The sequence below is a fragment of the Actinomycetota bacterium genome (genome assembly GCA_040754375.1).
Taxonomy (GTDB): Bacteria; Actinomycetota; Acidimicrobiia; order Acidimicrobiales; family AC-14; genus JBFMCT01.
The window spans coordinates 1-21,585 of record JBFMCT010000049.1 but is presented as its reverse complement, the minus strand read 5'-3'; the positions used below and the strand labels follow the sequence as shown (position 1 = coordinate 21,585).

Sequence of the window (21,585 nt, the reverse complement as noted above, 5' to 3'; positions counted from 1 at the left end):
TCGCCCCCGGACCCAGTCCCGCCCGCGGCGGGCCCGCCCCCGGCGGCCTCGCCCCCGGCGGGCCCGCGCCCGGCGGCCTCGCCCCCGGACCCAGTCCCGGCCCCGGGCCCAGTCCGGGCGCCGGTAGTGCCGGCGACCATGGCCAGGTAGGCGGGGACCAGGGGGACGACGCAGGGGGCCAGGAACGACGCCACACCGGCGCCGAACATGGCCACCAGGTCCAACAGCACGGCCGGTCAGGTCCCGAACGTGAAGGCGTAGGCCGACAGGCCCGGGCTGTCCACGGTCAGGCGCAGGGTGTGCTCGCCGACCTGGCCGGGGGCCACGAGCCGGTACATGCCGTCGTGGTCGACCCGTACCACGGTCCGCTCGCCGTCCTCGGCGACATCGGGGCCGCGGCGGGCGAGGGGCAGGGGGCGGCCGTCGAGCTCGACGACCACCTCCACCGCGTCCGGCGCGGTCATCACCAGGTTGACCTCGCCGGCCCGGTAGCGCAGGACGACGGCGGCCCCCGGCCCGGCGGCCGTGACCCGCTCGTCCTCGCCCGTCCACGGCCCCGAGAGCGCGGCCTCCCCGACGGCCAGGCGGGCCGGCTCCGGGTAGGTGGCCGTGCCGGGGCGGGCGCCGGTGGAGCCCCGGCGCAGGCCCAGGTAGGTCTCAGCCGTGACATCGAGGCGGGCGGCCTCTCCCGGTTCGCCGGCCGCGGGGGCGCCGGCCGCCACCACGGCCCGGGGCGACGCCCGGTCCACCCCCAGCAGCGAGCGCAGCACGTCCTCGGTCTCGTCGTACCGCCCCTCGCCGATGGCCGTGTAGCGCAGCCGGCCCTGGCGGTCGGCCACGTACTTCGTGGGCCAGAAGCGGTTGGCGAAGTCGTGCCACACGGCTCGGGAGTTGTCCATGGCCACCGGCCATGCCACGCCCAGGCGGGACACGGCCGCCTCGACGTTCTCCCGCCGGCGTTCGAACCCGAACTCGGGCGAGTGGACGCCCACGATGACCAGCCCGTCGGGCCCGTAGCGGTCGTGCCAGGCCCGCAGGTAAGGGAGCGTGCGAACGCAGTTCACGCACGAGTAGGTCCAGAAGTCGTAGACGACGACCCTGCCGGCCAGGTCGGCGTCCACCAGCGGTGGCGAGCCGACCCAGCCGGTGGCGCCGTCGAGCCCCGGCGCGGGCGGCCCCACCGGCAGCCTGTCAGGGTCGACCCGAGGCCCCCCTAGGCGGGTGGCGTCGGTGCCCGCGGCCACGACGACGGCCGCCACGGCGACCAGGGCCAGCACCACCGCGGCTACCGCGTTGCGCCGGTAGTTCCGCGCGGGCCGGGCTGGGCCGTCGACGCCGGGTCCGGGGGCGGCGGGCGCTGGCACGTGGCGATGATGCCTCGCCGGCTCCCCCTACCGGTCCCACCCGGCGGTCATTTCACCGAATGGTCAGGAAGGCATGCGTCAGTGCCCGGCCGGCCCTATGAGCTGCTCGACGAAGAAGATGGCCTGCTTGAGCTCGTCGTCGGTCCAGCGCCGGAAGGCGGGGCTGCGGCGGGCGCGGTCGGCGCCCAGCGCGCCGTTGAGGCTGCCCAGGATGTCGGCGGGCTGGTAGGGCTGGGTCTGCCACTTCCAGATGGCGTCCTCGTAGCGGCCCGGCCATGTCTCCTGGCCCGACGGCAGGACGACCTTGATGACCCCGCCGAAGGGGTTGGCCGCGAACCGGTCGTGCTCGGCCAGGAGTGCCCGCAGGCCCAGGGCCGTACCGGGGCCGGCGATGCCGGCGCACAGGATGGAGACGAACCGCCCGGTGGTGTCGAACGGGTGGGGAGCCAGGGTGACCACCCCGAAGTCGGTACGGGCGCCGGCGGGCTGGCCCTGCTGCTGGCCGGAGGCGGGGTCGGCGAACCCCGACACCCGGAACTGCTGGACGACGGCTGCTTCGGTGCGGCCTTCGAGCACCTGGCGGGCCAGGTCGGCGGCCGGCCCCAGCAGTTCGACCTCTTCGACGGCCAGTTCGTGGGTGGGCACGCCGCTCACGTCCACCTCGTTCTCTTGGGCACCGTTGGCCGTGGCCAGGAGCTGCCAGAAGACGTTGAGCATCTTGTGGTCGTCGAGCTGGCTCTTCAGGGCCCAGTAGCGGTCGTTCCAGGCCCGGGCGTCGGGGTCGATCAGGGGGCGGAAGAGGGCGGTGCCGGCGATGGCCCGGGTCAGCCAGTTGACCGCGCTCGATCCCACGACCAGCAGGTGGGCGTTGGAGAAACGCTCGGCCAGCCAGTCGGCGGGCTTGAGCACGAACAGCTTGTCCGAGCAGATGGTCAGCGGGGTGTCCATCTTCTGGAGCAACCCGAGGAACTGGTAGTCGGTCACGGCCCCGCTGCGGATGAACAGGTCGGCGGGGCTGTCGGGTGGCAGCTCCCGGCGGTCGGGGAACACGGCGACCAGCGGCTGGAACTGCTCTGGGAAGCCGGCCAGCGACCTCGGGAACAGGGGCGGCAGCTCCCGCTGGGCGGGGGCGAGGGCGTCCACGAGCGCGGCCGAGGCGACCGTCAGGTCGCCGGCCGGGGCGGCCGCGCTGGCCCGGTGATCGACCAGCTTGGCCAGCCAGCGGGCGAGGACCGTTACTCGGCTGTCACGGTCGGGGACGAGGACGGCGGCCATGGTGGTGAGCAGATCGAGGGACGGGAGGCGGTCACCGCGTTCGACGGCCCGCACCTGCACCTCGGACTTGCCGACGCGTTCGGCCAGCTTGGACTGGGTGAGCCCGGCCTCGGACCGCGCTTGGCGGAGCAGGAGCCCGAGCGGCCGCTCCTTCCATTCACCGGTCTCGTAGGGGTCCCGCCCACCCCCGTCACCGTCACTCATGGGTCAACCGTGATGGTGGCCGACCTCCATTGGTTACTTCCTTTCGGTAGGTCCCTCGTACAAGATTGCCCTGGGGAAGTCCTCTTGGGGGAAGGGAGCCGATGGGTTCGCAGCGAACAGCGGTGCTGGGGTTCGCCGGGAGTCTTGCCGATCCCGACGTACGCCTGCTTGTCCGGCCTGGTCACACTTACTCCTTCGAGGAGTTCTGTGCCCTTCCAGGGCCGGCCATCGGCCTCGACGGCTCGGTGGAGGGACCGTCCCGGCGCTCGCTGGCCGGGCCCCACGCCTCGTTCAACCACCACGAGTGCGTCGAGCGCTCCTCCACCCGGGCCACCTGTGAGCAGGTGATGTTGGAGGTCGGCCAAGGCCTGTGGGGGCGCATGCAGCGCGACGGCCGGCCCGGGGCCGACGTCCACGTCAACGACGCCGACGAGGACGTGTGCACGTCGCTGTGGGTCCTCAGCCACCCCGACCGCATCGACGAGGCCCTCGTTCGCCGGCTCGTCACCCTCGAGGGCCTGATCGATGTGACCGGGGGGTGCTGGTGGCCCCGCTGGGCCGAGGACGAGGACCTGCTGGGCGAGCTGGCGTGGGTGTTCGCCCCGTGCCACGACGCCCGCCGCCAGGGCCGGCCCGCCGAGGAAGGCCTGCTTCGGGAGATCATCGACGAGGTCGGCGAGCGGGTCACGGCCCACGTCGACGGCCGCGGCGGCCAGCGGCCGGCCGACGGCCACTTCGAGGTGCTGGCCCGCCAGGGCCCGGTGGCCGTCGTCCGCGAGCACGGCCCCTACGCTCGGGTGGCGGCCCGCCGGGCCGGGCTCGACACCGTGATCTGCGAGCGCTGGGCGGGGCCCGTGCGGGTGGTCAACATCGCCAAGACGTCGCCGTGGGCGGGCACCGACCTCGTGTCGGTGTTCCAGGTGTTGAACGAGATCGAGGGTTGCGGTCCTGAGGACTGCTGGGGTGGCAGTGACCTGGTGGGTGGTTCGCCCCGCCGGTCGGGCACGAGCCTCCCCCTCGACCTCGTGCTGGCCACCGTCGCCCGCCAGTAGCCGAACGCGCCCGCTTGCGGCGGCGGTGGTCAGCGGCTCAGATGGCGAGATGTCCTCTGCCTTCGACCGGGCCGCGCGCACCGTACGGCCCCTCGACGAGGCCGCCCGAGCGGCCGCCGTCGAGCTGCACGGCCGCCTGACCAAGCCCCGTGGTTCGCTGGGCCGGCTGGAGCTCGTCGGCGCCCAGTTGGCGGCCATCGCCGGCGCCTGCCCGCCGCCGCTGCCTTCGCCCGCGTCCGTGGCCGTCTTCGCCGGTGACCACGGCGTGGTGGCCGAAGGCGTGACCCCGTGGCCTCAGGAGGTCACGGCTCAGATGGTGGCCAACTTCGTCTCCGGTGGGGCGGCCATCAACGCTGTCGCCCGCCAGGCCGGGGCCGAGGTCGTGGTGGTGGACGTGGGCGTGGCCACGGCCCTACCGCCCGCCTGCGACGGTGCCCCTGGGCTGTGGTCGCGCCGGGTGAGGGCGGGGACGGCCAACATCGTCACCGAGGCGGCCATGACCGCGGCCGAGTGCCGGTCGGCCCTCGACGTCGGGGCCGAGGTGGCGGCCGACTTGGTGACCTCCGGCGCCCGCGCCCTTGTCACCGGCGAGATGGGCATCGGCAACACCACCCCGTCGGCGGCCGTGATCGCCGCCCTCACGGGCCGACGGGCGGCCGAGGTGACGGGCCGGGGCACGGGCCTCGACGACGCCGGCCTGGCCCACAAGGCGGCCGTCGTCGAACGCGCCCTGGCCCGCCACCACTCGTCCCCCCGGGCCGCGATCGGCGGGGCCGGTTGGGCGGGCGAGGCCGGTTGGTCGGGGAGCGTGGGCTTCGACGTGCTCGTGTCCCTGGGGGGATTGGAGCTGGCCGCGCTGGCCGGGTTCATCGTCGGGGGAGCGGCCGCAGGAGTGCCCGTCGTGGTCGACGGGGTGATCGCCGACGCCGCCTTGCTGGCTGCCCAGGCCATGGTCCCGGGCGTGGCGGCCCGCTGCCTGGCCGGGCATCGTTCGGTCGAGCCGGGGGCCGGGGCCGTGCTCGAGGTGCTGGGCATGGAGCCCGTCCTCGACCTCGGCCTGCGCCTGGGCGAAGGCAGCGGGGCGTGCCTGGCCCTGCCGGTGATCGCCGCCGCCGCCCGGGTCATGGCCGAGATGGCGACGTTCGACGCCGCCGGTGTGACCGACAAGGACGCCTGAGAATGGCCCGACCGCGGGGGCCGGCGGTGGCCCGGGCCGCGGGGGTCGCACCGCCGCCCGGGGAGCACGGGGGCGACGGCCCACGGCTGGCGGCCGCGCTGGGCGTCTCCCCCGACGAAGTCCTCGACCTGTCGATGTCGGTGAACCCTTGCGCCCCCGACGTGGCCGCCTTGGCCAGGGCCCACCTGGGTTCGCTGCGCCGGTACCCCGACGCCACCGAGGCGGTGGCCGCCCTGGCCCAGGCCGTCGGCATACCCGCCGACCGGGTGGTCCTGACCAACGGAGGCTCCGAGGCGATCGCGGCTGTGGCCGCCGAGGTGGGTGCGGGTTGGGTCGAGCCCCCGGAGTTCTCCCTCTATGCCCGCCACCTGCCGGTGCTACGCCCCGGGGCTGGGCGGTGGCGCTCCAACCCCTGCAACCCCACGGGCGAGCTGGCCGCCCCGGGCGACGAGGCCGCCGTCTGGGACGAGGCCTTCTGGCCCCTTGCTACGGGCACGTGGACCCGGGGGGACGCCGACCGGGGGGCGTGGGTGGTGGGTTCGCTGACCAAGGCGTTCGCCTGCCCGGGCCTGCGGGTGGGCTACGTACTGTGCCCGGGCCCGGCGGAGGCCGAGCGGGCCCGGTCCCGGCTCCCGGCCTGGTCGGTGAGCGGTCTGGCCTGCGCGCTGGTACCCGCCTTGATGGCCTCGGCCGACTTGGAGCGGTGGGCGGCCGAGGTGCGCCGGTTGCGGGCGGAGCTCGTCGGAGTACTGGCTGGGGCGGGATACTCGCCGGTTGCGGCCGACGGGCCGTGGGCCCTGGTGCCCGGGGCCGGTGACCTTCGCGAGCGGCTGGCCCGTGCCGCCGTCCTGGTGCGGGACTGCACGAGCTTCGGGCTGGCCGGGACTGTGAGGGTCGCAGTCCCGGACGAACCAGGTCTCGAACGGGTGGCCAAGGCTCTGTCCACCTAGGTGGCCGGTGGTGGCCGCCGGGCCCGCCGCCGATGTGCTCGCGTCCACGGTCGAGGTCTCGCCTCCTGACCACGGCCTTGCCGGGCTCAGGCCAGGCGAGCGAGGGCGTTGAGGGCGTTGAGGGCGGCGGCAGCCACCGGGCTGCCTCCCCGCCTTCCGCTGTTGGTGACCGATACGTCGGCCAAGGGGCCTGACCACAGCCGTTGCTTGGCTTCGGCCGCCCCCACGTAGCCCACGGGCAAGCCGATGACGGCCGCCGGCACGACGTGGCCGCCGGCGTGCAGGTCGAGCAGGGCGTCCAAGGCGGTCGGAGCGTTGCCGACGACCCAGAGGGCACCTTCGGGGTAACGGGCCGCGGCCAGGCGGAAGGCCTCGGCCGACCGAGTGGTGCCTGCGGGCGCCGGGCCTGTCTCGGAGAGGAGGCAGACGGTGGTGGGGACCGACCGGGCCCCGGCCATGACCATGTTCGAGTCGCAGACGACGGTGGCGCCGGCCCGCAGGGCAGCCACGGCGGCCTCAACGGCCCGGGGGCCGACGCGGGCAGTGGTGGCGAACGACTCGTCGGCCGTGGCGTGCACCATGCGGGCCACCACCTGGCGGGCACCGTCCGGCCATCCGGAGAGGTCGACCAGTTCGGCCATCCGCCGGTAGCTCTCGACCTCGATGGGGTGGGGGACGATGGCGTCCACGGGGCAGACCTCCAGGCAGGCGAGACAGTCGGTGCAGGCGGCGTCGTCCACGGCGGGCCGCAGGGGGGCGGCCGACAGGGCGGCCTCGGGGCAGGTGAGCAGGCAGGCGCCGCAGGCTGTGCACCGGTCGGCGACGAGAACGGTCACGGGCCGTAGCCCCGCGGGGTGACCATGTGGTCGCCCGACCAGCGGGTGGTCGTCGAGCCGACCACGACCAGCGAGAGCATGCCCACACCCTCGGGGTCGAGGCCGGCCAGCGTGGTGCGGACGACGTGCTGACCGGGCCGTCCGGCGTCGGTCACCACGGCCGCCGGGGTGGTCGGCGGGCGGTGGGCGGAGAGGATGGCGAGGGCCCGTTCGAGCTGGGTGGTGCGGCGCTGGGAGCGGGGGTTGTAGAACGAGACGGCGAAGTCCCCGGTGGCCACCGCCTCGATACGCCGTTCGATCACGGCCCACGGGGTGAGCAGGTCGGACAGTGAGATGGCCGCGTGGTCGTGGCCCAACGGTGCACCCAGCACAGCCGCCGCGGCCAGGGCGGCGGTCACCCCGGGGACGACCGTGACCGGCGGGCAGCCGTGGGCCGGGGCCAGTTCGAGGACCAGCGAGGCCATGGCGTAGACACCCGCGTCCCCCGAACAGACGAGGGCCACCCGTTCGCCGCTCTGGGCCAGGTCGAGGGCTGCCCCGCACCGCTGGGCCTCGGCTCCGATGGGGGAGCGGACGGTGGTCTGGGCCGGGCCCAGCAGGTCCTCGGCCAGGTCGACGTAGGGCCCGTAGCCGACGACGACCGTGGCCTGGCGGACGGCGGCCGCGGCGGCGGGCGTGCGCAGGGCCGCCGTCCCTGGCCCGAGCCCGACCACGGCCAGGTGACCCTCGGGCCGGGCTCGGCGGGCTACAGCGACCGTCGAGTCGGACGAACGGTTCTTCTCGACGACCAGTTGAGCGCCGGGCCCGGCCGCGGCCAGGGCGGCCGCCTCGGCTACCGACGGCGTCCCGACGGCGGCCGCCACCACCGCGCTGGGGTTGGGGACCGGGACAGCCGCCAACAGCCCGGCCGGCAGCACCCGTAACGGGACGCCCAGCGTGTGGGCCAGGGCCACGACGGCCGGTTCGTGGCGCTTGGCCTCTACGGTGGCCACCAGCCCGACGGCCCCGGCGTGGAGCCCGGCCCGGGCCAGCGCCCGATGGACCATGTCGCGGAGGCCGTCGGTGGACGCCCCCGAGCTGGCCCCCACCCCCAGCACGAGCGACGGCGGCCGGAGCAGGACCTCACCCGGCGCCGCCGCCCGGTCTGCGTCCGTCACGGTCACTGCCCCCGCATCGGTCCCACCGGCCCGGCTGGGTGGGGACAAGCCGATGGGGAGGGGCCAGTGGGCGAGGCCCGGGTCGCGGGTCACCAGCGGAGGGCGGCCGTCGAGCCAGGCCCGGGTGACGGCGGCCACGTCGCCAGCGCTCGTGAAACCCGGGAGGGCGTCGAGGGCGGGCAGGCCGGCCCAGTCGGTGGCTGTCGTGACGACAGGTTCGGCGTCGACCAGGACGGCGACCTCACGGGCCAGGTCGTTGGCCCCGCCCCGGTGACCACCGCAGAGCGCGACGGCCCACCGGCCGCCGTCGTCGACGCACACCACCGCGGGGTCGTCCGCCTTGGAGGCCAGCCACGGTGCGACCGCTCGCACCGCGATCCCGGTGGCGCACACCAGCACGAGGGCGTCGACTTCGTCCCACCGGGCGGCCACCGTGGCCACGAGGTCGCCGTGACGGTGTTCGTAGGGCAGGCGGCGTGCCAACTCGGCCCCGGCCTCGGTCACCGAGCAGCACAGGACGGTCGTCACCGGTCCGGTCCCCAGCACACGAAGACGGGGTTCTCGGCCTGAAGGCGGAACGTACCCCCGGGCGGGACGGGGGCCCCGCGGCTCACGGCCACCTGAACGACGTTGCCCAGTCGAGCGGCCGCGGCCGCGGCCCGGTCGAGGGCCGCGTAGGTGGCGACCACAGTGCCGCCGGGGCGCAGGCGGGCCAGCACGGCGTCGAGGACGTCCAGCCCCCCGCCCCCCACGAACGCCCGGTCAGGCGCCGGGAGGGCGGCCAGGGCGGCGGGCGCTTCGCCCTCGACGACGGTCACGGCCGTCCCCGCGCAGTTGGCCCGGGCCCGGGCGGCGTCGTCGGGTCTGCGCTCGACGGCGAACACCGACAGCCCGGGACAGAGGCGGGCGCATTCCGAAGCCACCGAGCCCGAGCCCGCCCCCACGTCCCACAGCACTCCGGTGGCCGGCAGGTCGAGCTTGCCCAGGGCCACGGCCCTTACCTCGGCCTTGGTGATCATCCCCGCCCGGTGGTCGAACCGGTCCTCGGGAAGACCCCAGGCGACCGTCGGTCCCGCGGGGCCGGGGGCGGTGAACACGACAACGGCCAAAGGCTGGAAATCACCGCCCGCCAGCTCTTGGAGCCCGCACTCGGTCACCCGTTCGCCCGGCCCACCCAGGTCTGCGCCCACGGCCACCCGCCTCGGCCCGCACCCGGCGGCCACCAGGGCCCTACCCAGCGCCTGGGGAGGGTTGTCGGGCGACGTGAGCACCGCCACCTTGGGGTGGTGGAGGACGGCCTCGACGGCCGCGGCCGCCGGGCGGCCATGGGCCGAGACCACCACGGCGTCGTCCCAGTTCTCCCCCAGGCGGGCGAAGGCCAGCGACACCGCGGGCGGCGCCGGGTGCACGACCACCGGGAACCGGTCGCGCGCCAGCCGGACGATCCCGAAGAACCCGGGGTCGCCTGAGGCCAACAGGCAGACCTTCCGCCCCGCTTCCCGATGCCCGGCGGCCAGCGACAGCACCGCGTCCACGGGCGACGACAGGGCCACCCGCCGGCAGGCGCCGGCACCGGTGGTCGACGGGCCAGCGGCCTCGAGGAATTCCAGGGCGTCGAGGTGGCGGGCCGCGCCTATCACCACGTCGGCGCCCGCCAGCGCCTGGCCCGCGGCCACCCCCCACCACTGCCCGCCGTGCAGACCGACGACGGCCACGTCATGCACGGCGCAACACCGGCCCCTGGGCACCCGGCCGGTCGGCGACAGCCATGTCAGGCACGGGCGACGACCCGGGCGCCCTCGAAGTCGACCATCACGACGTCCACATCCACAGCTCCCCCCACGTACTCACGGCAGGCGCTGGAGGCCAGCCGGCACAGTTCCTCCAGCGAGGCGGTGTGGCCCGCGGCCAGGCAAGCCTCGGCGAAGTGGCGGGCTGTCGACGTGGCGGTGGCCGCCGACGCCACTTCCGGCGGGGCCCCGCACCGGGCGGCCACTGCGGCCAGGAGGCCCACGTCCACCCGGGAACGCCGGTAATGGGTCATCAACACCCCGGCCGCCAGCTTGGTGATCTTGCCGGCCATGCCCACGAACGTCACCTGCCCCACCCCCGCACCGGCGGCCCGGCGCAAGGCCGTCCCGGTGAAGTCACCCACCTCCACGAAGCACACCGGGGCCAGCTCGGCGTACAGCCTCTGGGCGGCCGCGTCGGTGCGCCCGCCGGTCGAGAGGACGACGTGGCCCTGGCCCTGGGCGGCGGCCACGTCCACCTGCTGGACCACCGAAGCCCGCCAGGCAGCCGTGGAGAAGGGCCGCACGATCCCCGTAGTCCCCAGGATGGAGATGCCCCCCACGATGCCGAGGCGGGCGTTGGACGTTCGGGCCGCCATCTGCTCGCCGCCCGGCACCGAGATGGTGACGTCGACGGGCCGGGCCGTCACCTCCCGTACTGCCCGGCGCACCATGCGGGCCGGGACGGGGTTGATGGCCGGCGCCCCCACGGGCAGGCCCAGGCCAGGCAGGGTCACGGTCCCCACGCCCGGCCCGTTACGTAGCTCGACGCCCCGGCCGCGGCCCCACTCCACGGCCGCGGTGACGTGGGCGCCGTTGGTCACGTCGGGGTCGTCGCCCGCGTCCTTCACGACCGCGCACCGGTGGGGGACGGCGGGGTCCACATCGGCCACCGGGAACGAGACCCGCCGCCCGCTGGGCAGGGCCACCTCGACGTCGGCCGGGGGTTCACCGGTGACCAACCACACGGTGGCTGCCTTGGCCGCGGCCGAGGCGCACGTGCCGGTCGTCCAGCCGGTGCGCAGGCCCTGGGCGCCCGCCACCTCGGGGGCGAGGGGCGGCTCGTGGGGCTTCACGGCTGCGACGGCCGGCGGCGGGCCGACGGCCGGCCCCGCGTCGTGCCGTCCTCGGACCGGAGGCGGTAGGCGGTAGTGAAGGCCGGTTCGTACAAGTGCGAGCGCCGCTCGACGGGCCGCTCGGCCAGCGCCTCGCCCACCAGCACCAGGACGGTCATGGTCGCGCCCGTGGCCCGCAGGTCGGTGGCCAGGCGGCCGACGGTCGTACGCACCACCTGTTCGTCGGGCCAGCTGGCCCGCACCACGATGGCCGCCGGGGTGTCGGGCCCGTAGGCGCTGGGCGGGGCCAGCAGCTCGGCCTGGAGCTCATCGGGGCGGGCGCCCGAGAGCAGGACGGCCATGGTCGCGCCGTGGGCCGAGAAAGCGGGCACACCTTCGGCCCCGGGCATCGACGCCGCCGTACGCCCGGCCAGGCGAGTGAGCACCACGCTCTGGCTCACGCCCGGCACGGTCAGCTCCCGGCCCACGGCCGCGGCCCCGGCGGCCACCGACGTGACGCCCGGCACGATCTCCCACGCCCGGCCCTCGGCCCGGCACCAGTCGACCTGCTCGGCGATGGCCCCGTAGAGCGACGGGTCGCCGGAGTGGAGGCGGACGACGGGCGTCGTGTCGGGGTGGGCTGCGAACACGGCCAGGACGTCCTCGAGGGTCATCTCCGCCGAGTCGTGCACCTCCACCCCCGGACCGCAGTGGCCCAGCAGGTCGGCCGGGACCAGCGAGGACGCCCACACCACGACCTGGGCCGTGGCCAACCGCTGGGCCCCCCGCAGCGTCACCAGGTCGGCCGCCCCCGGCCCGGCCCCCACGAACGAGATCAACGCCGGCCTCCTGGCTCGCCGTCGCTGGTTCTGACCGACAAGCGCCACGGCCCCCGGCCGGGCAGGCCGGCGCGGGCGGGCGCGACCATGGCCCGGGCCAGCGGGGCCACCCCGGCCAGCGGGGCCACCCCGGCCAGCGGGGCCACCCCGGCCAGCGCCCGGCCCCCGTGGGTAGAGCCCCGCCGCCCCTGGGCGGTCGTACCTGCACGGGCGGGCGTCACCATGGTCCCGCCCAACCCAACGACCGCGGCCACGTCCCGCGACCTCAGGCGGGGCGCGCCGGCGCGAGCCGCCGCCACCATGGCCCGACCGACCCCTTCGACCTGGTTCACGGCCGGCCGTTCTCGGGCCCCGCCCGGGCCGGGCTGTCGCGGGCGGGGACGATGACGGTGGCCAGGTAGGAGGCCGGGCCGGCGGCGGCCACCTCGGCCAGCGGGCCCACCCGTTCGCCGGGCATGCCCAGCAGTTCGCCGGCCACGGCCCCGTCGAGGCGGCCGGCGTCGCGGGCGGCAGCCGCCAGTTCGGGTAGCCGGCGGCCGCCCTTGTAGAGCACAACGGTGGCCGCGGGGTCGTCGAGGGCGCCGTCGAGGTCGTCGCCGGCCAAGGCGGTACGAACGACCAGGCGCTGGGACTCGTCGGTGACCACCGTTCCGGTCCGGGCGGCCAGGGCCTGGAAAGCCATGACCCCCGGTACCTGCTCGACCTGGGTGGCGGGCCGCAGGCGGAGCACGGCGGCCGCCACCGAGCTGAACGTCGACCACGTAAGTGGGTCGCCCAGGGTCACGAACGCCACCTCGGCCCCGTCGAGGCGGGCGGTGACCGCCGCCGCGGCCGCCTCCACCGATCGGTCCCGCTGGCGCCGGCCCGGGGCCATGGCGAAGGGCACACGTTCAACGCGAACACCGGGCAAGGCTTGGCGAACGACCAACTCGGCCCGCCCCACGGCGTCGACCGAGGTGGCCGGGGCGAGCACGACATCGGCCCGCCGTAGGGCGGTCACCGCCCGGACGGTCAGCAGGTCGGGGTCACCCGGGCCGACACCCACTCCCACCAGCCGGCCCCGTACCGGTGGGTCGGGGGGCCCGGCCCCGGCCCCCGCCTCGCCCCGGACCTCGGCTTCGACCGCGGCCCTGATGACCTCGGCCTCACTGCGCCCGGTGGCCGCGGCCCGCAGGGCCAGGGCCCGCTTGAGGTGATCGGGCAGGTACACGCTGGTCTTGCGCATGGCACCACGTAGGGTAGGACATAGGGCATCAGCGGTGCCCCAGGCGGGCGGCCGCGTGGCGGCAGGCGGTCAGGAAGGCGGCCACCGCCGACGGGTCGCCGCCGGGGTGGTGGTGCAGGTAGGTGGCCAGCAGGCCGGGCCCCGCCCACCCTTCCCGCCGCTCGCCCCACCGGCTGGCCAGCACCAGGGCGTCGCCCGCTGGGCTCACGGTCGAGTAGTGGAACTCGTGACCGGTGAGCTCGGTCCCCGGGGGGCCGAGGAACGTCTCGGTGGCGGTCGTGGCCGTCCGGTAGCCGAGCGTGAGCCGGCCCGCCATGGTGGCGTCGGCCGGGACGACGCCGGCCATGGCATGGCCGTGCAGCGATCGGCACAACCACAGCAGCCCTCCGCACTCGGCCCAGGTCACGATCCCCGTGCCGGTGCCCACCCGCCGGCGGACATCGTCCAGCAGGGGCCGGTTGGCGGCCAGTTCGGCGGCGTACACCTCGGGGAAACCGCCCCCCGCCACCAAGCCGGCCACGGCCGCGGGCAGGACCTCGTCCCGGCGGGGGTCGAAGGCCACGACCTCGGCCCCGCCCGCTTCCAGGGCCTCGACCGTGTCGGTGTAGGTGAACGTGAACGCCGGCCCGGCGGCCACCGCCACCCGGACGGGTGGCCCGTCGCCGGTCAGGGGCCCAGGGCCAGGCAGCGCCACCGGGCCGGTGGCCACCTCGGGGGCCCGGCGGGCCAGGGCCATCACCGCCTCGACGTCCACCTGAGCGGCCACGGCCACGGCCAGCCGGTCGAGCGAGGCCGCCACCTCGTCGGCCTGCTCGGCCACCGGGACGAGGCCCAGGTGGCGGTCTCGCCAGGTGAACCGTTCGTCGCGCCGCAGGGCGCCGATCACGGGGATGCCGACAGGGCCCAGGGCCTCCCGCAGGAGGGCCTCGTGGGTGTCACTGCCGACCCGGTTGAGGACGACCGCTGCCACCTCCACCGTGGGGTCGAAGCGGGCGAACCCGCTCACGACGGCCGCGACCGACCGGGACATGGCCGACGCGTCGACTACCAGGACGATCGGGGCACCGAGCAGGCGGGCCACGTCGGCCGTGGAGGACGGCCGGCCGTCGGCCGCCCCGTCGAACAGTCCCATGACACCCTCGACGACCAACACCCCGGCCCCGGCCATGGCCCGCCCGGCCAGGGGCCCGATGGCGGCCGGCCCGCACAGCCACGGGTCGAGGTTGCGGGGCCGGCTCCCGGGCCCACAGGCCAGGGCGTGGTAGCCGGGGTCGATGAAGTCGGGACCGACCTTGGCGCCCGCGGGCCGTAGACCGGCCCGGGCCAGGGCGGCCATCAGCCCGGTGGCCACGGTCGTCTTGCCCACCCCCGAGGCCGTGCCCGCCACCACCACCCGGGGCCCGAGCACGGCAGTCACGGCCGTCGGGGACCCGGCCAGGAGTGCATCGAGCGATCGTACGGCGCCACCGGCGGCCCCACCCCGCGAAACCTGCGCGGGAATCGTGGGCGTTTTGCCCACGATTCCCGCGCAGGTTTCGTTCGCCGCCGCCGGGGTTTCGCCGGCTGGGTCGCTCCGGTAGAGTCCGGGTGCCGCGGTTACGGGAAGCCGGTGAGATTCCGGCGTGGTCCCGCCACTGTGACGGGGAGCGAGCCTCACGATGCCACTGGGCCCACCAGCCCGGGAAGGCGGGGGGAGCGTCGATCCGGAGCCAGGAGACCGGCCGCGGTGGAAGTCGAAGGCCCCAACACCACCACGAGGATGGAGGTTCGATGGCAGCGATCATCACCGCGCCGGCGCCGCGCCGCGCCCTGCCCGCCCCCCGCTGGGCCCTGCCGCTCATGGCGGTGGCCGTCGCCCTGCTCTGGCTCGTCACGATGGAGGGAGCGGCCGTGTCCCAGGCCATCGCGGGTGCCCCCGCTTTCCTGCACGAGCTCTTCCACGACGGCCGCCACCTGCTGGGCGTCCCCTGTCACTAAGCGACTGGTGCCCGAGCCCTCGTGCGTCGGCCGCCCGGGCGCACGGCGCCGGACACCGAACACGCCCGTCACCTGACCAAGCCCGTGCCCGAAGCCTCCATGGGTGACCGACCGCGGGCGGCCGTGATCGGCGCGGCCGCCATCGGGGTCGTGGCCGGGCTGGTGGCCGCTTTGTTCATGACGGTGGCCGCCGCCCCCTCGGTCGAAGAGGCCATCCGCCTCGAGCAAGCAGCCCACGCCCACTCGGCCGGCCACGCCCACCCGGAGGGCCAGGAAGAAGGCGACGAGCTGGTGTCCCGGGGGGTGCAGCGCGGGGTCGGGTTGTTCGGGGCCTACGCCCTGTCGGGGGCCGCCTTTGGCGTGCTGCTGGGCTCGGCCTTCCTGTTGGCTGCCCGCCACCGCCCCGACCCGTTCCGGCGCGCTCTGTTGTGCGGGGCCGTCCTCGCCGGGGCCGTCACCGTCTCGCCGTGGCTGAAGTACCCACCCAACCCCCCGGCCGTGGGTGACCCCGACACCCTGGCCTCACGCCAGGGCCTCTACCTGGCCGTCATCGTGCTCACGGCCGCCGTCGGGGTGGCGGCCGCCCGCCTGGCCCGGCGGCTGGTAGCCCGGGGCTGGCCCGAGCCGTGGCGGGTGGCCGCGGTGACGGCAGCCGTGACCTTGCCGTTGCTGGCGGCCTACGCCCTGCTGCCAGGTGCACCCGGGCCGATCGACGTGCCTGCCGGCCTGTTGTGGAGGTTCCGGTTGGCGTCCCTGGGCGGCAACCTCGTGCTGTGGGCCGTCCTCGTGCTCGGTTTCGCCGCGGCCGTGGCCGGAGGTCGGGCCCGGCCGGCCCGCCCGCCCGGGGCCCGCACCGGCGCGTCGGTGGCATGAGGGGCGGGCTCGTCGTCTGCGGGACGGCGAGCGACGCCGGCAAGTCGTTCGTGGTGGCCGGGTTGTGCCGGCTGCTGGCCCGCCGGGGAGTCAAGGTCGCCCCGTTCAAGGGCCAGAACATGGCCAACAACTCGTCGGTCACGGCCGACGGGGCCGAGATCGCCCACGCCCAGTGGGTCCAGGCGGTGGCCGCCGGGGCCGAGCCTGAGGCGGCCATGAACCCGGTGCTGCTCAAGCCGACCAGCGACCGGTCGAGCCAGGTCGTCGTGAGGGGCCGGGCCGTGGGGACGTGGGCGGCCCGCGACTTCCAGTCCCGCAAGGACGGGCTGTTGCCGGTCGTGCTCGGCTCGCTGGCCGACCTGCGGTCGCGCTACGACGTCGTGCTGTGCGAGGGCGCCGGTAGCCCGGCCGAGATCAACCTGCTCGACGGCGACATCGTCAACCTGCGGTTGGCTCGTGAAGCCGGCCTGCCCGCCATCGTCGTGGGTGACATCGACCGGGGCGGTGTGTTCGCCTCCTTGTTCGGAACCGTGGGCCTGCTACCCGACGACCTGCGGATGTGCGTCAAGGCGTTCCTGCTCAACAAGTTCCGGGGCGACCCGTCCCTGCTGGACGGGGCCACTGCCGAGCTGGAGCGGCGCACCGGGGTCCCCACCCTGGGTGTCGTGCCCATGGTGGCCGGCGCCAGCCTCGACGACGAGGACTCGCTGGCCCTCGACCGCTGGCCGCGGGCCGCGACCCGCGGGCCGGACTTCGACGTGGCCGCCGTGCGCTTCCCCCACGTGGCCAACTTCGGCGACCTGGACCCGCTGGCCGCGGAGCCCGGCGTTTCGGTGCGTTGGGCGCGCTCAACCGGTGACCTGGGCCGGCCCCACCTGGTCGTGCTGCCGGGGTCGAAGTCGACGCGCGCCGACCTGCACTGGTTCCGGGCCAGCGGCATGGCGGCCGCCGTGGAAGGCGCAGGGGCGCCGGTAGTCGGCATCTGCGCGGGCCTGCAGATGCTGGGCGATGCGATCGACGACCCCGAGGGGGTGGAGGGGCCGCCCGGGCGGGCCGGGGGGTTGGGGCGGCTGCCGGTGGGCACCTGCTTCGCGGGCGGCAAGGTCCTCGACCGGCCCTCCGGCCGCGCCCAGGAGGGGCCTGGCGCGGGCCACGAGGTGGCCGGTTACCGCGTCCACCACGGCCGGGTCGTGGCCCGCCCGGGGGCGTCGCCCTGGCTCGTGGCCGACGACGGTACCCCCCTGGGCTGGCACGACGGCCGTTTCGCGGGGACCACGCTGCACGGGCTGTTCGAGGCCGACCCGTTCCGGTGGGACGTGTTGCGGTGGGCCGCCCGGGTCTCGGGCGTGGACGAACCGGCGGGCCTGGGCGCGACCTCCTTCGTCGCCCTGCGCCGGGCGCGCCTCGACCGGATCGCCGACGCCCTCGAGGCCCACGCCGACCTGGACCGGCTGTTCGGGCTCATCGAGACGGGAGCGGCCGCCGGGTGATCCTGTTCCTCACCAACGCCGACACCGAACTGCTGGCCACCCGGTCTGTGCTGCACCGCCTGCCCGAGGGCTTCCCGCCGGTGCGGGCCGCCAACCCGGTCCGGCTCGACGCCGCCCCTGACCTGGCCGGGGTGGCGGCCGTGGTCGTCCGCCTCCTCGGGGGGCGCCGGGCCTGGGAGGCTCAGTTCGACGACCTGCGGGCCCAGGCGCTTTCGGCGGGCGTGCCGCTCGTGGCCGTGGGCGGCGAGAACGTGCCCGACGCCGAGTTGGCCGCCCTCTCGACCGTGCCCGCGGGAACGGCGGCCGAGGCCCACCGCTACCTGGCCGCGGGCGGGCCGGCCAACGTAGAGAACTGCCTGCGGTTCGTGGCCGACACCGTGCTGGTGGGCGGTTTCGGGTTCGACCCGCCCTCCGAAGTGCCGATGGCGGGCGTGTTCGAGGGGGCGACCACCGCCCGTCGACCGGGCCGGCCCCTGGTGGGTGTCGTGTTCTACCGGGCCCACCTGGTGGCCGGGAACACGACGTTCGTCGAGGACCTGTGCACGGCCATCGACGCCGCCGGGGGTGACTGCGTGAGCGTGTACTGCTACTCCCTGCGCCCCGACACTGTCGGCGACAGCTCCGTGCCGGCCCTGGAGCTGTGCCGCGACCGGGGTGTCGACGTGCTGGTGACCACCGTGCTGGCCATGGGGGGATCGGCGCCCGACGCCGAGGAGGGCTCGTGGTCGGTGCCCCAGTTGGCCGAGCTGGGCGTCCCCGTCGTGCAGGCACCGTCGTGCAACCGCGCCCGGGACCAATGGTGGGACGACGACACCGGCCTGTCACCGGTCGACGTGGCCATGGGTGTGGCCATCCCCGAGTTCGACGGCCGCATCGTGGGGCCGGCCTTCGCCTTCAAGGAGGAGGTCGATGACGGGGGCGAGCTGGGCGTGCCCATCACCGCCACCCGGGCCGACCCCGAACGGGCGGCGCGGGTAGCCGGCCTGGCCCTACGCCTGGCCCGGCTTCGCCACCGGCCGGCGGCCGGCAAGCGGGTAGCAGTCGTGCTGTCGGCCTACCCTACCAAGCGCAGCCGCCTCGGCAACGCCGTGGGCCTCGACTCGCCGGCGTCGGCCGTGGCGCTGCTCCATGCCCTGCGCGAAGCCGGCTACCGCGTCGACCGCATTCCCGAGTCGGGTGACGCCCTCATGGCCGAACTGGCCGACCGCCTCACCTACGACACCCCCGACCTGACGGCCGAGCAGGCGGCCCTGGCCCCCGGCCGCCTGGCCGCGACCGCCTATACCGGCTGGTTCGCCACCCTTCCCGCCGAGGCCCGGGAGCAGGTCGAGAACGTGTGGGGGCCGGCCCCCGGCCAGGTCTACGTCGAGGGGACGGGCGGCGACGCCTCCCTCTGCTTCCCGGGGCTCGACCTGGGGGGTGTGCTGGTCACCATCCAGCCCCCCCGAGGGTTCGGCTCGGACCCCATCGGCACCTACCACGCCCCCGACGTCCCCCCGCCCCACCACTACTTGGCCTTCTACCGGTGGCTGGCCGCGGGCTGGGGCGCCGACGCCGTCGTCCACCTGGGAAAGCACGGCACGCTGGAGTGGCTACCGGGCAAGGCCAACGCCCTGTCGCCCGCCTGCTTCCCCGACGCCGCCCTGGGTGACCTCCCCCTGGTCTACCCGTTCATCGTCAACGACCCCGGGGAGGGCACCCAGGCCAAGCGCCGGGCCCACGCCGTGGTCGTCGACCACATGGTGCCGCCCATGACCAGGGCCGAGACCTACGACGACCTGGCCCGCCTCGAGCAGCTGCTCGACGCCTACGCCAACGCCCAGGCCATGGACCCGTCGAAGCTGCCCATGCTGCGCCGCCAGGTGTGGGACCTGCTGGTCGACGCCGAGATCCACCGCGACCTGGAACTGGCGGCCGAGCCCGGCGAGGACGCCTTCGACGACCTGGTGCTGCACGTCGACGGTTACCTGTGCGCCCTCAAGGACGCCCAGATCCGGGGCGGCCTGCACGTTCTCGGCCAGCCGCCCCAGGGCGAGGCCCTGGTCGACCTGGTCCTGGCCGTGACCCGCCTGCCCCAGGGACCGGTGCCCTCGCTGCGGGCCACGGTGGCCGCCGAGCTCGGCATCGACCTGGCCGGGGCGGGCCGGGCCGAGATCGACCGGGTCGAGGCCGAGGCCCGGGCCCGGGTCGAGCGCCTGGCCACGTCCGGCTGGTCGGCTGCGGCTGCTGCGGCGGCGGCGGCGGCCGGCGGGCCCGCCGTGGGGACCGAGGCCACGGGCGCCGCCGCTGGTGCCGGGGGGACCGGCTGGGGCCCGACGCTGGCGTGGGTGGCCGAACGGCTGGTGCCGGCCCTGGCCCGTACGCCCGACGAGGTGACCAACCTGCTGGCCGCTCTCGAGGGACGGTACGTGCCCGCTGGCCCCAGCGGCTCGCCCACCCGGGGAGGCGCCCATGTGCTGCCCACGGGTCGCAACTTCTACTCGGTCGACCCCAAGGCCCTGCCCTCGCCCATGTCGTGGGAGGTTGGCCGCAAGCTGGCCGAGGCGGTGGTGGCCCGCCATGTCGAGGCCGAGGGACGCACGCCCCGCACGGTGGGCATCGTCCTGTGGGGGACGGCGGCCATGCGCACCGGGGGCGACGACGCGGCCGAAGCCCTGGCCCTGCTGGGGGTGCGGCCGGTGTGGGAGCCGGAGTCCCGCCGGGTCGTCGGCCTGGAAGCCGTGCCCCTCGACGAGCTGGGCCGGTCCCGGGTGGACGTAACCCTGCGCATCTCGGGGTTCTTCCGCGACGCCTTTCCCCATCTGGTGGCCCTGCTCGACGACGCCGTGGCCCTGGTGGCCGGGCTCGACGAGGGCGAGGCCGACAACCCGGTGCGGGCCGCCGGTGCGGCCGACGCCCGCATCTTCGGGCCCCCACCCGGGGGGTACGGGTCGGGGATCCTGCCCGTTCTCGAACGGGGCTCGTGGCGTACCGACGCCGACCTGGCCGAGGTCTACCTGGCGTGGTCGGGTTACTCCTACCGGCGGGGGGCCATGGGCCGGTCCGAGCCCGACGCCATGCGGCGGCGCTTCGCGGCCATCGACGTGGCCGTGAAGAACCAGGACAACCGCGAGCACGACATCTTCGACAGCGACGACTACCTCCAGGACCACGGCGGCATGGTGGCGGCCGTGCGTTCGCTGGCCGGCCGGGCGCCGCACGCCTGGTTCGGCGACAGCTCCGACCCGGCCGCCCCTCAGGTACGGGCACTGGCCGAGGAGGCCGCCCGGGTCGTGCGCTCGCGGGTGCTCAACCCCCGGTGGACGGGGGCCATGCGCCGCCACGGCTACAAGGGCGCGTTCGAACTGGCGGCCACGGTCGACTACCTGTTCGGCTACGACGCCACCACCGGGGTGGTGGCCGACTGGATGTACGAACGGGTTACCGAGGCCTACGTGGCCGACCCCGGCATGCGGGACTTCTTCGCCCAGTCCAACCCCTGGGCCCTGCGGGCCATCGCCGAGCGGCTGCTGGAGGCCGCCCGCCGGGGCATGTGGTCCGAGCCCAGTGACGCCGCCCGGAAGGTGCTGGAAGACGCCGTCCTCGAAGCCGAGGGCTGGGAGGAGGGCCGGTGAACTTCCCGTTCTCGGCCGTGGTGGGCCAGCCCGAGGCCCAACTCGCGCTGGTCCTGGCCGCGGTCGACCCCGGGATCGGCGGGGTGCTGCTGCGGGGCGACAAGGGCTCGGCCAAGACGACCCTGGCCCGGGGGCTGGCCGGGTTGCTGCCCGACGGTGCCCCGTTCGTGGAGCTGCCCCTGGGGGCCACCGAGGACCGGGTGGTGGGCGGCCTCGACGTGGGGGCGGCCCTGGGCGGGGGAGAGGCCAAGGCCAAGCCCGGGCTGCTGGTCGCCGCCCACGGCGGCGTGCTCTACGTCGACGAGGTCAACCTGCTGGCCGACCACCTCGTCGACGTGCTGCTCGACGCGGCCGCCTCGGGAGTGCACCGCATGGAGCGCGACGGGGTGAGCACCCAGCACCCCGCCCGTTTCGTGCTCGTCGGCTCCATGAACCCCGAGGAGGGCGAGCTGCGGCCGCAACTGCTCGACCGCTTCGGCCTGGCCGTCGAAGTCCGTGCCCCCGCCGACCCCGCCCTGAGGGCCGAGGCCGTCCGCCGCCGCCTCGCATGGTCCGCCGCAGACGGCCACGATCCCCACACCGTCCCCCACGCCGGCCCCGCCGCCGGCCCCGCCGTCCCCCACGCCGGCCCCGCCGTCCCCCACGCCGGCCCCGCCGTCCCCCACGCCGGCCCCGCCGTCCCCCACGCCGGCCCCGCCGTCCCCCAC

General features: G+C 75.6%; 19 protein-coding genes and 1 riboswitch. Of the genes, 8 read left to right on the top strand and 11 right to left on the bottom strand.

Going from position 1 to position 21,585, the window contains the following annotated elements; genetic code table 11:
• The 3 genes from AB1673_15460 to AB1673_15450 form a co-directional block, all read right to left on the bottom strand.
• Positions 1–230, bottom strand: a 230-nt coding sequence (locus AB1673_15460; protein MEW6155363.1) for a cytochrome c biogenesis protein CcdA, incomplete at its 3' end; no start/stop codon positions are given.
• 6 nt (positions 231–236) lie between these two features.
• On the bottom strand, positions 237–1,364 hold the full coding sequence (locus tag AB1673_15455; GenBank protein ID MEW6155362.1) for a redoxin family protein: 1,128 nt from the start codon (positions 1,362–1,364) through the stop codon (positions 237–239).
• A 78-nt stretch (positions 1,365–1,442) separates the two neighbouring features.
• Positions 1,443–2,843 (bottom strand): helix-turn-helix transcriptional regulator, encoded by a 1,401-nt coding sequence (locus AB1673_15450; GenBank protein ID MEW6155361.1) that lies wholly within the window; start codon positions 2,841–2,843, stop codon positions 1,443–1,445.
• Between the two features lie 101 nt (positions 2,844–2,944).
• Here AB1673_15450 and AB1673_15445 point away from each other — a divergent pair, with 101 nt between their 5' ends.
• The 3 genes from AB1673_15445 to AB1673_15435 are packed head-to-tail and all read left to right on the top strand — an operon-like array spanning position 2,945 to position 6,022.
• Positions 2,945–3,895: a hypothetical protein gene (locus AB1673_15445; GenBank protein MEW6155360.1), complete on the top strand. Its 951-nt coding sequence runs from the start codon at positions 2,945–2,947 to the stop codon at positions 3,893–3,895.
• Between the two features lie 49 nt (positions 3,896–3,944).
• Entirely contained in the window at positions 3,945–5,072 is a 1,128-nt protein-coding gene (gene cobT, locus AB1673_15440; protein ID MEW6155359.1) for a nicotinate-nucleotide--dimethylbenzimidazole phosphoribosyltransferase, read from the top strand.
• A 2-nt stretch (positions 5,073–5,074) separates the two neighbouring features.
• Complete coding sequence (locus AB1673_15435) at positions 5,075–6,022, top strand: aminotransferase class I/II-fold pyridoxal phosphate-dependent enzyme (protein MEW6155358.1); 948 nt, start codon at positions 5,075–5,077, stop codon at positions 6,020–6,022.
• An 86-nt stretch (positions 6,023–6,108) separates the two neighbouring features.
• Here the strand turns inward: AB1673_15435 and AB1673_15430 are convergent, their stop codons facing one another.
• Genes AB1673_15430 through AB1673_15395 form a run of 8 tightly spaced genes read right to left on the bottom strand, consistent with a single transcriptional unit; the run spans position 6,109 to position 14,341 of the window.
• Positions 6,109–6,858 (bottom strand): precorrin-8X methylmutase, encoded by a 750-nt coding sequence (locus AB1673_15430; protein ID MEW6155357.1) that lies wholly within the window; start codon positions 6,856–6,858, stop codon positions 6,109–6,111.
• A complete protein-coding gene (gene cobJ, locus AB1673_15425; protein MEW6155356.1) occupies positions 6,855–8,561 on the bottom strand; it encodes a precorrin-3B C(17)-methyltransferase in 1,707 nt (568 codons plus the stop codon). Before cobJ ends, AB1673_15430 begins: the two co-directional genes overlap by 4 nt.
• A complete protein-coding gene (gene cbiE / locus AB1673_15420) occupies positions 8,540–9,739 on the bottom strand; it encodes a precorrin-6y C5,15-methyltransferase (decarboxylating) subunit CbiE (GenBank protein ID MEW6155355.1) in 1,200 nt (399 codons plus the stop codon). The genes cobJ and cbiE overlap by 22 nt, the downstream gene beginning before the upstream one ends.
• Before the next feature lie 47 nt (positions 9,740–9,786).
• On the bottom strand, positions 9,787–10,881 hold the full coding sequence (locus AB1673_15415; protein ID MEW6155354.1) for a cobalt-precorrin-5B (C(1))-methyltransferase: 1,095 nt from the start codon (positions 10,879–10,881) through the stop codon (positions 9,787–9,789).
• Positions 10,878–11,699 carry a precorrin-4 C(11)-methyltransferase gene (gene cobM / locus AB1673_15410; protein MEW6155353.1) on the bottom strand — a complete coding sequence of 274 codons (822 nt, stop codon included), beginning with the start codon at positions 11,697–11,699 and terminating at the stop codon, positions 10,878–10,880. The genes AB1673_15415 and cobM overlap by 4 nt, the downstream gene beginning before the upstream one ends.
• Positions 11,696–12,031 (bottom strand): hypothetical protein, encoded by a 336-nt coding sequence (locus tag AB1673_15405; GenBank protein MEW6155352.1) that lies wholly within the window; start codon positions 12,029–12,031, stop codon positions 11,696–11,698. The genes cobM and AB1673_15405 overlap by 4 nt, the downstream gene beginning before the upstream one ends.
• Positions 12,028–12,924 (bottom strand): precorrin-2 C(20)-methyltransferase, encoded by an 897-nt coding sequence (gene cobI, locus AB1673_15400; protein ID MEW6155351.1) that lies wholly within the window; start codon positions 12,922–12,924, stop codon positions 12,028–12,030. Before cobI ends, AB1673_15405 begins: the two co-directional genes overlap by 4 nt.
• Before the next feature lie 28 nt (positions 12,925–12,952).
• Positions 12,953–14,341: a cobyrinate a,c-diamide synthase gene (locus AB1673_15395; protein MEW6155350.1), complete on the bottom strand. Its 1,389-nt coding sequence runs from the start codon at positions 14,339–14,341 to the stop codon at positions 12,953–12,955.
• A 151-nt stretch (positions 14,342–14,492) separates the two neighbouring features.
• Positions 14,493–14,665: riboswitch (cobalamin riboswitch) on the top strand.
• Positions 14,666–14,694: 29 nt separating this feature from the next.
• Here AB1673_15395 and AB1673_15390 point away from each other — a divergent pair.
• The 5 genes from AB1673_15390 to AB1673_15370 all read left to right on the top strand — a co-directional run.
• Positions 14,695–14,901 carry a CbtB-domain containing protein gene (locus AB1673_15390; protein ID MEW6155349.1) on the top strand — a complete coding sequence of 69 codons (207 nt, stop codon included), beginning with the start codon at positions 14,695–14,697 and terminating at the stop codon, positions 14,899–14,901.
• A gap of 99 nt (positions 14,902–15,000) precedes the next feature.
• Positions 15,001–15,774 (top strand): CbtA family protein, encoded by a 774-nt coding sequence (locus tag AB1673_15385; GenBank protein MEW6155348.1) that lies wholly within the window; start codon positions 15,001–15,003, stop codon positions 15,772–15,774.
• Positions 15,771–17,264 carry a cobyric acid synthase gene (locus tag AB1673_15380; protein ID MEW6155347.1) on the top strand — a complete coding sequence of 498 codons (1,494 nt, stop codon included), beginning with the start codon at positions 15,771–15,773 and terminating at the stop codon, positions 17,262–17,264. Before AB1673_15385 ends, AB1673_15380 begins: the two co-directional genes overlap by 4 nt.
• Positions 17,261–20,878: a cobaltochelatase subunit CobN gene (gene cobN / locus AB1673_15375; GenBank protein MEW6155346.1), complete on the top strand. Its 3,618-nt coding sequence runs from the start codon at positions 17,261–17,263 to the stop codon at positions 20,876–20,878. Before AB1673_15380 ends, cobN begins: the two co-directional genes overlap by 4 nt.
• On the top strand, positions 20,875–21,585 hold a 711-nt coding region (locus AB1673_15370), incomplete at its 3' end, for an ATP-binding protein (GenBank protein ID MEW6155345.1). The genes cobN and AB1673_15370, both read left to right, overlap by 4 nt.